The following is a 12,933-nucleotide window of genomic DNA, read 5'->3' as shown; positions in this document are numbered from 1 at the left end:
TTGGCGATGAGAGACGATTTTCAGCTGATACAGATTAACAGAATTTGCCTGGCGGCTTTAGCGCGGTGGTCCCACCTGACCCCATGCCGAACTCAGAAGTGAAACGCCGTAGCGCCGATGGTAGTGTGGGGTCTCCCCATGTGAGAGTAGGGAACTGCCAGGCATCAAATAAGTGAAGAGGCCATCCGAAAGGATGGCCTTTTTGCGTTTTTATCCCTTCCTCGTTGCTCTAAACTAATCACCTATCCCCCCGTATATACGGTAAACTATCCCGGTTTTTGTCTCAGGATAGCGTCTATGAATCACTCCCTTAAGCCCTGGAATACCTTTGGCATTCAACGTAATGCTAATAAAATTGTACGTGCCGATACTGCACAGCAGCTGCTGGATGCCTGGCAAAGCGCAACAGAACAAGACGAACCTGTACTGATTCTGGGCGAAGGAAGTAATGTCCTGTTTCTCGATGATTTTGCGGGAACGGTGATCGTTAACCGCATCATGGGAATTGATGTGGAAGAGCGCGCCGATAGTTGGCATCTGCACGTTGGCGCCGGTGAAAACTGGCATCATCTGGTGCAATACACCCTGGACAAAGGGATGCCAGGACTGGAAAACCTTGCCCTTATCCCTGGCTGCGCCGGATCATCCCCCATTCAAAATATCGGTGCCTATGGCATCGAACTGAAACACGTTTGTGAATACGTCGATTGTATTGAGCTGGCGACCGGCGCGGCTCAGCGTTTAACCGCTGAACAGTGCCGTTTTGGCTACCGTGACAGTATTTTCAAGCATGAATATCAGGATCGCTACGTGATTGTCGCCGTAGGCCTGCGTCTGTCAAAAAACTGGCAGCCGGTGCTGACCTACGGTGATTTAACGCGTCTCGATCCCGAAACGGCGACTGCCCGTGACGTTTTTGACTCGGTGTGCCATATGCGCACGACCAAACTTCCTGATCCTAAAGTGAATGGAAATGCGGGAAGCTTCTTCAAAAACCCGGTTATCAGCAGCGAAAACGCCCAAGCGTTTCTTGCAGGTTGGCCTGCCGCACCCCATTACCCACAGGCGGATGGTAGCGTGAAGCTGGCCGCGGGCTGGCTTATCGATCAATGCCAGTTAAAAGGCGCCTCCGTGGGCGGTGCGGCCGTTCATCGTCAGCAGGCTCTGGTGCTGATTAATCAAAACGATGCGACCAGCGAGGATGTTGTCCGGTTGGCCCATCACGTCCGTCAGCAAGTGGGCGAAAAATTTAACGTCTGGCTGGAGCCAGAGGTCCGCTTCATTGGCCGTACGGGTGAAGTGAATGCCGTGGAGGTTATCGCGTGAAGGACAATACTATCCCTTTAACCCTGATAAGCATTCTTGCCGACGGTGAATTCCATTCCGGCGAGCAGCTGGGTGAACACCTGGGCATGAGCCGTGCCGCCATTAATAAGCATATCCAGACCCTCCGCGACTGGGGTGTCGATGTCTTTACGGTACCCGGAAAAGGCTACAGCCTGCCGGAGCCGATTCAGCTGCTGAATGAAGAGCTGATCCGCAGCCAGGTAGAGCATGGCAATGTTGCGGTCTTGCCGGTGATCGATTCGACCAACCAGTACCTTATGGATCGACTCAGCGAATTATCCTCCGGGGATGCCTGTGTAGCCGAGTACCAGCAGGCCGGGCGTGGCCGTCGAGGCCGCAAGTGGTTTTCGCCATTTGGTGCCAACCTCTATCTCTCCATGTACTGGCGTCTGGAGCAGGGGCCCGCTGCTGCTGTTGGCCTGAGTCTGGTCATCGGGATTGTGATGGCAGAAGTGCTGCACGATCTGGGCGCTGATAAGGTGCGGGTGAAATGGCCAAACGATCTTTATCTGAACGATCGTAAACTTGCCGGTATTCTCGTTGAATTAACGGGTAAAACAGGCGACGCGGCGCAAATTGTCATTGGTGCCGGCCTCAATATGGTGATGCGCAATGTACAAAATGACGTGGTGAATCAGGCGTGGACCAACCTGCAGGAAGCGGGGATCACCATCGATCGCAACACCCTTGCCGTGCGTATGATTAAAGAATTACGCAGTTCGCTTTCGCTCTTTGAACAAGAGGGGCTGGCATCCTTCCTGTCCCGTTGGGAAAAGCTGGATAACTTTATTAACCGTCCGGTGAAATTGCTGATTGGTGATAAAGAGATCTACGGTATTTCCCGCGGCATCGACGCACAGGGCGCGTTGCTCCTGGAACAGGATGGCGTGATTAAACCCTGGGTGGGCGGTGAGATTTCACTGCGCAGCGCGGAATAACCCATTATGCGAAAACCCGCATGCGCCGCTCTGGCCGTCATGATGAGTTTACTGTTCTCCCCTCTCTCTCAGGCGGGCCAGGCCTGGGAGAGTTACAAAGCACGCTTCTTTACGCCGGAAGGGCGGATTGTCGATACCGGCAACGGCAATGTTTCGCATACTGAAGGCCAGGGCTTCGCTATGCTGATGGCGGTGGCTAACGACGATAAAACCACGTTTGATAAGCTCTGGAAATGGACTGACAGTACGCTGAAGAACAAAGAAAATGGTCTGTTTTACTGGCGTTATAACCCTGCCGAGTCCAACCCGATTGCTGACAAAAATAACGCCGCCGATGGCGATGTCCTGATTGCCTGGGCGCTGTTGAAAGCGGATACGCGCTGGCATGACAAACAGTACAGCGCCGCATCGGATGCGATAACGAAAGCACTCATTAGCCACACCGTGACCCGTTATGCGGGTTACCGCGTGATGCTGCCCGGCGTTCAGGGGTTTACCCTCGACGGTGAGATCGTGCTAAACCCCTCTTATTTCGTCTTCCCGGCCTGGCAGGCCTTTGCCAGCCGCAGCCATTCGCCGGTCTGGGGCAAGTTGATTCAGGATGGCCATCGCTTGCTGGCAAAAATGGGATCGGGTAAAGCCAGACTTCCCACGGACTGGGTCTCACTGGGCTCTACGGGCACGCTGTCCCCGGCCAAAGCCTGGCCGCCACGGATGAGCTACGACGCGATCCGCATTCCACTTTACCTGGCCTGGTCTGATAAGAAGAGCCCGCTGTTAACGCCGTGGCGAGCCTGGTTCGGTCAGTTCCCCCGCGAACAAACTCCCGCATGGGTAAACGTGACGACCAATGAATATGCGCCTTACATGATGGAAGGGGGGCTGCTGGCGGTACGTGATTTAACGATGGGACAGCCATCCGGAGAACCCGAGATCACTGCAAAGGATGATTACTACTCCGCAAGCCTGAAAATGCTTGTATGGCTTGCTGAGCAGCCATAACGGAACGGGTGAGCCCTCTCCCCTGGGGGGAGAGGGAAATGCGGTTTACTGCGGATAAGGTACCCAGTCTCCACCGTTCAGGCGAACGTACGGTTTATTCTGATACTGAATCACAACCGCGTTCGCGTTCTCAGAGACTTCGGCAGTTTGCGGCAGGTTACTGGTGAGCTGATCCCAGTTCACGCTGTCTTCCACAAACAGTTTGCCGTCAACCGCGCGGGCAACCAGTTCTGAAATGGCCAGATAGCTGGTTGGCTGAGCGATCTCAATCGGTGCGCCCTGATGAGGTGCCTTCATACCAAAGAATTTAATGCCTGCCGGTACGTTGGTAATAGACGGGCTAGGGATATCACGCAGACCTGACACCTGCATTCTGTCGCCTTTCAGCGCGGCGCCGTGTTCAGGTACCACAACCACCATCACTTTACGGCCCGATTTATCCAGCTCCGTAAAGAATGCGTCCAGTTCATCAAAGAATTTCTGCGCACGAACTTTATAATCGGCCGTTTTGCTCACGCCAGGGAAGTGGTTACCATCGTGAAGCGGCAGCGTATTGTAGAACGTTGCACTGCGCGGATTACTGTCTTTTTCGATGGTCTTCAGCCAGCGTTGCAGCACGGCGGTATCGTCATAAACAGGTGAACCGTCAAAGCCCAGCAGAGTGACCGGCAGTCCGGTTTGATCCATCAGCTGTGCCTGCATACCACCCTGTTCGCGCACCTCTTTCAGGAAGTTACCGAACTGGCCGTTATGTCCCAGCATCAGATGCTGCGTGAAGCCCAGTTTTGAGAGGTTATCGAACAGATAACACTGGTTGCCGGCGGGTTGATACAGGTTCTTATGCGATGTCTGACCGCAGCTTGCACGAAGCAGGCGAATTGCCGCCGGGCCGCTGTACGAGGTGGCAGAGTTAAAGTCTTTAAACTGGATATCGAAATGGGACCACAGCGGGTGAGACATCAAACCCGCGGCATCGACGTCAGCCCAGGAGAGTGAACAGATGTTGATCACCAGCAGCTCAAACGGCTGAGCATCCGCCGGCAGGGCTTCCGGGAATTTGGTCTGACGTTTATCTTCCGCGGTATAGAAGCTGGAGAGCCAGGCGTTCAGGTTAGTGGACGTCGGCGGTGCGGTCTGCGTCGGGATATCGCCGACCACAGGCGTATCACCTGCCGTCGTGACGGTTGCCGCTGCACTTCCCCCGGTAGTGGTCACCGTGGTCGTGGGTTGACCCGCGGGCCACAGGGAGAAGTCTGGACCCGCAAGCGTCAGCACGTTCAGCCAGATCATAATGGCGACGACAAATACCGTGACGCGGATCCATTGTGACAGGAACAGCCAGGCCACCAGCAGCACAAAGACGGCACCTATCATTTGCCAGTTAATAAAGCGCTCGGTCAGGTCAAGGACATAGCTGGCGCTAAACCCTGCCACCTGCGAACCCTGACTCATAATGCTGTCCGGTCCCGGCAGCCAGGTGTCATGCCAGAACAGAGCAAAGCCGACAGGGATAGCAATCCAGTGACGCAAGCGATGCAGCCTGATATTGGGCAAAGGCATCAGCAGGAAAGCCATAAACACCAGGTTGAGCAGGGGATGGAAATTCAGATAGCCTGCCCACAGCAGACCAAACTTCACCAGAAAGTAGAAGTTCCAGCCGGAAAGGCCGCGCCAGTATTGCCAGAGCGGCGATGGTGACGAAGCGGTATAGGTAGAATTAGTCATGTTTTCGGTCTGCCTTGACGTGTGATGCCCGTGTCAGTGTTCCGGCTGGTTTTACATAGCGAGGTTTTACAAACAGCACTCTGGCCGTATCGCGGATACGGCGTATGGAATGGCGTGCATAGTAGCCAAGCGGGAAAAAGATCAGCGCACAGAATACGACCAGTTGAATGATATCGCTGATATTCATGATGGTGCGTTCTCCCCATTCTCAGTTAACAGGCGAAGGGGTTCCGGTATTCGCCGCCAGACGTGTCCGTCATGTCGGGCGTTGAGAATCGGTTTGGCATCGCTCTTCACGGTGAGCGGTTTCGCCCATTGTTCAGGCTCGAGGGCGCGCATCTGCACCAGCTCTGCACTGATAGAATTATCTTCGAACCAGATCATACGGTTCGAGAAAATATCCCCGGTTGGCAGGGGGAAGATATGGTTAAGGGCGGTATCAAGATCGTTTATCCGGCAGAAGGACAAGAACAGCACCAGGCGGTTGTCGCCGATGGTCATGATATCTCCTGTGCGGTTCGGGCGGCACAACGTGAGCGCCTGTTCAACGCGGATACCCGGTACCGGGCGCAGGGCAACCATCACCCCTTTCCCGTCTGCAGGAAGCAGCGTGTTGCTCATCATGTTGCCGACGGCGTCGCAGAAGGTATCCCATTTCTGGTATCCGCGCAGCTTCATCGGCTGCGTCATGGAGAGCAGGGTGGAGATATCTTCCGGTACGTGACGGTTGAACTGCTGGCCCTGAACGCTTTCGAGAAGCGTCAGGCAGCGTGATAACGGCGCATTCCACGGAATCACCATATTGGCACCGCAGCCCAGAAGCAGGCGCTCATCCGTGGCGCGAAGGCTGGTGTTATTTTCGCGCACCACTATTTTTAAGGCGCTTCCGCGCTGGCGACGTAAGGTGTGGATCTGTCGCGCCAGCGTTTCAATCTGGTTATTTTGCATGAGCGAAAAAACAATGGTTGCTGCCTGGGTTGTGCGAGCTTCATTAAAAAGCGCTTCGTTAGAATCAAACAACGACCAATTTTCCGAGAGCGCAGGCGCCCCCTCTAAAACGGCAATATGGCTCAGGATTCGTTTTTCATCGCTGCGCGGTTGCACCACGGTTTCTTCCTGCTGCGCCAGGTGCCATTCGCCCTCAATATGTTTAAGGGTGAGCTGTTGTCTGGCGCTTACGCCTTTTTCATTACACCAGAACGCAATATCGTAGAGATAGCTGTCTGCCTGGTTCCGAAGACTCGCCAGACCAAACAGGGAGCGATATTCGCCCATTAAAAGGGAAAACAGTTTGTCGTTATTACTGCCAGGATTGACTATCAATAGCGTGCAATTTTGAAATTTTGCCCATTTATTGATTTTTTCCAGCCAGGGCAGTAGTTTTTCAGCAGGGATATTTTGCAGGGCGTTATTTGAGCATTTCAGAATCACCAGATAGTGATCCGGATCAATAGAGCACTGAATGTCGCGGGACAAAAAGTATAGACTATCGGCCTCCGCAGGCATGGAAAATAATCGCACCGTCTGCGGACCGCGATCGTTTTCAAGGGTGATAATTTTCTTTGGCTCTTCGCCCATGCTCACGACGGCCACGCGGGAATCCTTGCCCTGAGCGGCAATTGTCTTGTTTACCAGACTGATAGCATCTTCATTACGATCCGTATTAATCCACCAGACTCCTCCGACTGGCATGTGGCTCAATTCGTCCCATAATGACTGGATGCCAATAGAAAATATGGAGTCCACGGTGTCCCTCTTTTCGTTTAATTTCTCTGTATCTCAGTTTACTAGCGAAAGCGTAGAAATAAACCTAACATTGAAATTAAAGAACATCAGATTTAGCATGTAAATGAAATTTGATAGGGCAGGAAGCCTCGCTACTTCTGATTGTGCGATTTTACTCAAAGGGATGGAATAGAATGGATAATAACGAACCCGGCACCCCAGTCGACTCAACCCTGGGTTACACATTCCAGAACGACTTTCTGGCGCTGACGCAGGCGTTTTCATTACCTGAAATAGATTACACCGACATTTCCCAGCGGGAACAGTTGGCCGCGGCTATTAAACGTTGGCCGCTATTAGCTGAATTTGCCCAACAACAATAAGGGAGCCATTGATGGCCATACTAGGATTACAGGGCGTCCGTGGTGGAGTAGGTACAACATCCGTTACCGCGGCGCTGGCGTGGTCATTACAGCTTTTAGGTGAATCGGTATTGGTGATTGACGCCTGTGCCGATAATTTGCTGCGCATGTCGTTTAATGTCGACTTTACGCGTACAGAGGGTTGGGCTCGCGCGCTGCTTGATGATAAAGACTGGCGCGATGCGGGTATGCGTTATACCTCGCAGCTTGATTTACTGCCCTTTGGCCAATTGACCACTACCGAGCGTGAAAATGAAGCTGCCTATCAGCGTCTGTTTTCCCAGTTCACCGTCGCGCTGCAGGAGCTGAAAGAAAAAGGCCATTATAAGTGGATCCTTCTGGATCTGCCGCACGGCGCCGGCACGCTGACCCGACAGCTTATGGCGCAGTGCGATCGCGTGCTGTCGATTGTGAACGTCGACGCGAATTGCCATATCCGTCTGCATCAGCAAGGGTTGCCTGAAAATGGTCATATCCTGATTAACGATTTACGCATTGGCAGCCAGATCCAGGACGATCTGTATCAGGTTTGGCTGCAAAGCCAGCGCCGTCTGCTGCCGATTGTTATCCATCGTGACGAGGGCATGGCGGAATGCCTTGCCTCCAAACAGCCACTCGGTGAATACCGCAGCGATTCCCTGGCGGCAGAAGAGATCCTGACGCTGGCGAACTGGTGTCTGCTGCACTTTGCCAAAGGGGCAGAGCCTGCAGGGAGTTCTGTATGAGCCGTCTCGCCAGCTGGTTACTCATCCCGCCGGTCAGTTCGCGTCTGAGCGAACATTACCGGCATTTTCGCCGGCACGGAGCTTCGGCATTCAGCGCCGCGCTCGGCTGCTTCTGGATGATTCTGGCCTGGACGTTCATTCCCCTCGAACACCCGCGCTGGCAGCGCATTCGTGCGCAGCACAGTGAGTTATATCCGCATATTCATCCCGACCGCCCGCGACCGTTGGATCCGGCGCGTTATATCATTCAGGCTGTCTGGCTGGTGGCCACGTCGTCCCGCTCAGAAAACAAAGCACCGCGCTGGCGCAGCTTCTCCCGCGTGCAACATTTACGTGAGCGCTATCACCAGTGGCTGGACAGTTTGCCTGACCGCGTGGGTGACAAGACCAGCCATCTGGATAACCATAAAGAGCTCGGGCATCTGCACCCGGGCTTGCGGCGTTTTATACTCGGCGTAATCGTCGTTTTCTCGCTCATTCTGGCCCTGGTTTGTATTACGCAGCCCTTTAACCCTCTGGCGCAGTTCACCTTCCTGATCCTGCTGTGGGGCGTGGCATTGCTGGTGCGCCGTATTCCGGGACGCTTCTCCGCCCTGATGCTGATAGTGCTGTCGCTGACCGTCTCCTGTCGCTACATCTGGTGGCGTTACACCTCAACGCTTAACTGGGATGACCCGGTCAGCCTGGTGTGCGGTCTGGTTCTGCTGTTTGCGGAAACGTACGCCTGGGTTGTACTGGTGCTGGGGTATTTCCAGGTCATTTGGCCGCTCAACCGTCAGCCGGTTCCGCTGCCAAAAGACACGTCACAATGGCCGTCTGTCGATCTCTTCGTGCCGACCTACAACGAAGACCTGAGCGTGGTAAAAAACACGATTTACGCCGCGCTGGGTATCGACTGGCCGAAAGATAAACTCAAAATCTGGGTCCTGGATGACGGCGGCCGTCCGGCGTTCCGCCAGTTCGCGGAAGAGGTGGGTGTCGAGTACATCGCCCGTACCACGCATGAACACGCCAAGGCCGGGAACATCAACAACGCCCTCAAATATGCCAAAGGTGAGTTTGTCTCAATCTTTGACTGCGACCATGTGCCGACGCGCTCGTTCCTGCAGATGACGATGGGATGGTTCCTGAAGGAGAAAGAGCTGGCGATGATGCAGACGCCGCACCACTTCTTCTCGCCGGATCCGTTTGAACGTAACCTTGGCCGTTTCCGTAAAACCCCTAACGAAGGCACGCTGTTCTATGGCCTGGTGCAGGACGGGAACGACATGTGGGATGCGACCTTCTTCTGCGGTTCCTGTGCGGTTATTCGCCGTAAACCGCTGGATGAGATCGGTGGCATTGCCGTCGAAACGGTCACCGAAGATGCGCATACCTCGCTGCGCCTGCACCGTCGGGGCTACACCTCCGCGTATATGCGTATTCCGCAGGCCGCCGGTCTGGCAACGGAATCTCTCTCGGCGCACATCGGCCAGCGTATTCGCTGGGCGCGCGGCATGGTGCAGATTTTCCGTCTCGATAACCCCCTGATTGGGAAAGGGCTGAAACTCGCGCAGCGTCTGTGCTACGTCAACGCCATGTTCCACTTCCTGTCCGGTATCCCGCGCCTCATCTTCCTGACCGCGCCGCTGGCGTTCCTGCTTCTTCACGCCTATATCATCTACGCGCCTGCGCTGATGATTGCGCTGTTCGTTCTGCCGCACATGATCCACGCGAGCCTGACGAACTCGAAGATTCAGGGTAAATACCGCCATTCGTTCTGGAGTGAAATCTACGAAACGGTGCTGGCCTGGTACATCGCGCCGCCGACGATGGTGGCGCTGATCAACCCGCACAAAGGTAAATTCAACGTCACCGCGAAAGGCGGTCTGGTGGAAGAGGAGTATGTCGACTGGGTCATCTCCCGGCCGTACATCTTCCTGGTGTTGCTGAATATCGTGGGCGTGATTGCCGGTATCTGGCGCTACTTCTACGGCCCGGAAAACGAGATCCTGACCGTGTTCGTGAGTATGGCATGGGTGTTCTACAACCTGATTATCCTCGGCGGCGCGGTTGCGGTGTCGGTGGAGAGCAAACAGGTCCGCCGTGCGCATCGCGTGGAAATCTGCATGCCTGCGGCAATCGCCCGTGAAGATGGTCACCTCTTCTCCTGTACCGTGCACGACTTCTCAGACGGTGGTCTGGGGATAAAAATCAACGGTCAGGCTAAGGTGCTGGAAGGGCAGAAGGTTAACCTGCTGCTGAAGCGCGGCCAGCAGGAGTACGTCTTCCCGACGCAGGTGGTGCGTGTAGCCGGTAATGAAGTCGGTCTGCAGCTGATGCCGCTGACGAAAAAGCAACATATTGATTTTGTGCAGTGTACGTTTGCCCGCGCGGACACGTGGGCTCTCTGGCAGGACAGCTTCCCGGAAGATAAACCTCTGGAAAGCCTGCTGGATATTCTGAAGCTGGGGTTCCGTGGCTATCGTCACCTTGCAGAATTTGCCCCGTCGTCGGTGAAATTAATTTTCCGGTCCCTTACTTCGCTGGTTTCCTGGATCGTATCGTTCGTTCCTCGTCGTCCCGAGCGGGATGAGGCGAAGCAGGCGGACCCGGTTATGGCTCAACAATGATGATAACGCGATGAAAACTAAACTTTCCTGGTTATGTGCAGTGGCAATGGGGGTAAGTGCGCTCCCCACAACGATGGCTAACGCAGCACCCGATAACGCAGCGGCAACGCCTGCTCCGACGGTACCTGTGGTCGCCCAGGCGACCGATCCGGTTATCACCGCGGCACCCGGTCAAACGGAAAACGTCATTCCGAACCAGCCTACGGACGGCAACACCCTGCCGGCAGACAGCAATGTCGTCGGTCAGGTGATGCCGGGCGTACAGGGAGCAAACGCGCCTATTGTCGCGGAAGATGCCCCGTCACGGGACGTGAAGCTGAGCTTTGCGCAGATTGCGCCGCCGCCGGGCAGCATGGTGCTGCGCGGTATTAACCCTAACGGCGGCATTGAGTTCGGTATGCGCAGCGATGAGGTGGTCTCTCACGCCATGCTGAACCTTGAATACACGCCATCACCGTCGCTGTTGCCGGTACAGTCTCAGCTGAAGGTTTACCTGAATGATGAGCTGATGGACGTCCTGCCCGTCACGAAAGAGCAACTGGGTAAGAAAACACAGGCCCAGGTGCCAATTAACCCCCTTTTCATCACCGACTTTAACCGCATACGTCTGGAGTTTGTCGGTCACTACCGTGACGTCTGTGAGAACCCTGCCAGCAATACCCTGTGGGTAGACGTAGGACGCAACTCTTCGCTGCAGATGACCTACCAGTCGCTGGCGCTGAAAAACGACCTCTCGTCGTTCCCGGTTCCGTTCTTTGATCCGCGTGATAATCGTCAGTTAGTGCTGCCAATGGTGTTTGCGGCGTCTCCGGACGTCACCGAGCAACTGGCGGCCACCATTGTGGCATCGTGGTTTGGTTCACGTTCCGGCTGGCGCGGGCAGAACTTCCCGGTGATGTACGACAAAATGCCGGACAGAAACGCGATCGTGTTTGCGACCAACGCGAAACGTCCTGCCTTCCTGCGCGATCACCCGGACGTAAAAGCGCCGACCATTGAGATGATGAGCCACCCGGATAACCCGTACGTGAAGCTGCTGGTGGTCTTCGGGCGTGATGATAAAGACCTGGTGCAGGCGGCCAAGGGCATTGCCCAGGGTAACGTTCTGTTCCGTGGAAACAGCGTGGTGGTGGATGAGGTTAAACCGCTGCTGCCGCGTAAACCTTATGACGCACCAAACTGGGTGCGCACTGACCGTGCCGTCACGTTTGGCGAACTGAAAACGTATGAAGAACAGCTGCAGGCGACGGGGCTTGAGCCAGCCCCGATTAGTCTGTCACTGAATCTGCCGCCAGACCTGTACCTGCTGCGCACCAACGGTATTGATATCAATCTGAGCTACCGTTACACCGCGCCGGCAACCAAAGACAGTTCACGCATGGATATCAGCCTGAACAACCAGTTCCTGCAATCTTTCAGTCTGACAAGCACGCAGGATACTAACCGACTGATGCTCCGTCTGCCGGTGTTGCAGGGGCTGCTGGACGGGAAAACGGACGTCTCTATTCCGGCGCTGAAGCTTGGGGCGATCAACCAGCTGCGCTTTGATTTCCAGTACATGAACCCGATGCCCGGCGGCTCGGTGGATAACTGCATCACCTTCCAGCAAGTACAGAACCACGTTGTGATTGGTGATGAGTCAACCATCGACTTCTCGAAGTATTATCACTTCCTTGCCATGCCGGACCTGCGTGCATTTGCCAATGCCAGCTTCCCGTTCAGCCGTATGGCCGATCTCTCTGAATCCATTGTCGTCATGCCAAAAGCGCCAAATGAGGGCCAGGTGACGACCCTGCTGGACACCATGGCGTCCGTGGGTGCGCAGACCGGATTACCGGCAATTAACGTCACGTTGACTGACGATGGTAGCCAGATCCAGAACAAAGACGCGGACATCATGGTGATCGGTAACATCCCGGATAAGCTGAAGGATGACAAGCGTATCGATCTGCTGGTCAAAGCAGCCCAGTCCTGGGTTAACACGCCACTGCGTCAGACCGAGTTCCCGAGCATTATGCCGGATATCAACGATCGTCAGGCCAGCGTGCAAACAACCGTTACGTCTCAGGGACCAATGGCCGCGGTGGTTGGCTTCCAGTCACCTTACAACGAGCAGCGTAGCGTAGTGGCGCTCCTGGCGGACAGCCCGCGTGGGTATGCGTTACTCAACAGCGCGATGAACGACAGCGGCAAACGTGCCGCGATGTATGGTTCGGTGGCGGTGATCCGCGAGTCTGGGGTCAATAGCCTGCGCGTGGGCGATGTGTACTATGTGGGCCATCTGCCGTGGTTCGAGCGTCTGTGGTATGCGCTGGCTAACCATCCGGTTCTGCTGGCTATCCTGGCCGCCGTCAGCGTGGTGTTGCTGGCGTGGGTGCTGTGGCGTCTGCTGCGTATCATCAGCCGTCGTCGCCTTAACCCGGATGAGTAACAGGCG

At 55.1% G+C, this 12,933-nt stretch carries 10 protein-coding genes and 1 rRNA gene; 8 read left to right on the top strand and 3 right to left on the bottom strand.

The annotated features are described in order from the left end of the window. The first annotated feature begins 47 nt into the window (after positions 1–47). The 4 genes from rrf to BH714_RS14445 all read left to right on the top strand — a co-directional run bounded on the left by rrf (position 48) and on the right by BH714_RS14445 (position 3,287). A 5S ribosomal RNA gene (gene rrf / locus BH714_RS14460) occupies positions 48–163 on the top strand. A 134-nt stretch (positions 164–297) separates the two neighbouring features. Further along, positions 298–1,326: a UDP-N-acetylmuramate dehydrogenase gene (gene murB, locus BH714_RS14455; RefSeq protein ID WP_014172099.1), complete on the top strand. Its 1,029-nt coding sequence runs from the start codon at positions 298–300 to the stop codon at positions 1,324–1,326. Then, positions 1,323–2,285, top strand: a complete 963-nt coding sequence (gene birA, locus BH714_RS14450) for a bifunctional biotin--[acetyl-CoA-carboxylase] ligase/biotin operon repressor BirA (protein ID WP_032680102.1) — start codon at positions 1,323–1,325, stop codon at positions 2,283–2,285. Before murB ends, birA begins: the two co-directional genes overlap by 4 nt. A 6-nt stretch (positions 2,286–2,291) precedes the next feature. Continuing rightward, positions 2,292–3,287, top strand: a complete 996-nt coding sequence (locus tag BH714_RS14445; RefSeq protein ID WP_040018274.1) for a family 8 glycosyl hydrolase — start codon at positions 2,292–2,294, stop codon at positions 3,285–3,287. 45 nt (positions 3,288–3,332) lie between these two features. Here BH714_RS14445 and bcsG read toward each other — a convergent pair whose 3' ends face one another. The 3 genes from bcsG to bcsE are packed head-to-tail and all read right to left on the bottom strand — an operon-like array spanning position 3,333 to position 6,758. Beyond that, positions 3,333–5,012, bottom strand: a complete 1,680-nt coding sequence (gene bcsG, locus BH714_RS14440; protein ID WP_020884479.1) for a cellulose biosynthesis protein BcsG — start codon at positions 5,010–5,012, stop codon at positions 3,333–3,335. Then, positions 5,005–5,202, bottom strand: coding sequence for a cellulose biosynthesis protein BcsF (gene bcsF / locus BH714_RS14435; RefSeq protein ID WP_025202797.1), 198 nt, complete (start codon positions 5,200–5,202; stop codon positions 5,005–5,007). Before bcsF ends, bcsG begins: the two co-directional genes overlap by 8 nt. After that, positions 5,196–6,758, bottom strand: coding sequence for a cellulose biosynthesis c-di-GMP-binding protein BcsE (gene bcsE, locus BH714_RS14430; RefSeq protein WP_020884480.1), 1,563 nt, complete (start codon positions 6,756–6,758; stop codon positions 5,196–5,198). Before bcsE ends, bcsF begins: the two co-directional genes overlap by 7 nt. A gap of 173 nt (positions 6,759–6,931) precedes the next feature. Between bcsE and bcsR the strand changes: the two genes are divergently transcribed. From bcsR to bcsB, 4 genes are read left to right on the top strand one after another with little or no spacing between them, the layout of a single operon-like run. Next, positions 6,932–7,120 (top strand): cellulose biosynthesis protein BcsR, encoded by a 189-nt coding sequence (gene bcsR / locus BH714_RS14425; protein WP_020884481.1) that lies wholly within the window; start codon positions 6,932–6,934, stop codon positions 7,118–7,120. 11 nt (positions 7,121–7,131) lie between these two features. Continuing rightward, positions 7,132–7,884: a cellulose biosynthesis protein BcsQ gene (gene bcsQ / locus BH714_RS14420; RefSeq protein WP_020884482.1), complete on the top strand. Its 753-nt coding sequence runs from the start codon at positions 7,132–7,134 to the stop codon at positions 7,882–7,884. After that, the gene (gene bcsA, locus BH714_RS14415; protein ID WP_025202799.1) at positions 7,881–10,496 is read left to right on the top strand and encodes a UDP-forming cellulose synthase catalytic subunit; all 2,616 of its coding nucleotides are present in this window, start codon (positions 7,881–7,883) and stop codon (positions 10,494–10,496) included. The genes bcsQ and bcsA overlap by 4 nt, the downstream gene beginning before the upstream one ends. A 10-nt stretch (positions 10,497–10,506) precedes the next feature. After that, complete coding sequence (gene bcsB, locus BH714_RS14410; RefSeq protein WP_032670490.1) at positions 10,507–12,927, top strand: cellulose biosynthesis cyclic di-GMP-binding regulatory protein BcsB; 2,421 nt, start codon at positions 10,507–10,509, stop codon at positions 12,925–12,927. Positions 12,928–12,933 lie beyond the last annotated feature (6 nt).

The organism is Enterobacter ludwigii (assembly GCF_001750725.1).
GTDB lineage: Bacteria > Pseudomonadota > Gammaproteobacteria > Enterobacterales > Enterobacteriaceae > Enterobacter > Enterobacter ludwigii.
The sequence above is the reverse complement of the archived record's forward strand: the minus strand, read 5'-3'. Positions and strand labels throughout refer to the sequence as shown.

Coding starts and splice junctions, on each gene's coding strand:
- murB (WP_014172099.1), top strand. CDS start 298: ATGAATCACTCCCTTAAGCCCTGGAATACCTTTGGCATTCAACGTAAT.
- BH714_RS14445 (WP_040018274.1), top strand. CDS start 2,292: ATGCGAAAACCCGCATGCGCCGCTCTGGCCGTCATGATGAGTTTACTG.
- bcsG (WP_020884479.1), bottom strand. CDS start 5,012: ATGACTAATTCTACCTATACCGCTTCGTCACCATCGCCGCTCTGGCAA.
- bcsR (WP_020884481.1), top strand. CDS start 6,932: ATGGATAATAACGAACCCGGCACCCCAGTCGACTCAACCCTGGGTTAC.
- bcsQ (WP_020884482.1), top strand. CDS start 7,132: ATGGCCATACTAGGATTACAGGGCGTCCGTGGTGGAGTAGGTACAACA.
- bcsA (WP_025202799.1), top strand. CDS start 7,881: ATGAGCCGTCTCGCCAGCTGGTTACTCATCCCGCCGGTCAGTTCGCGT.
- bcsB (WP_032670490.1), top strand. CDS start 10,507: ATGAAAACTAAACTTTCCTGGTTATGTGCAGTGGCAATGGGGGTAAGT.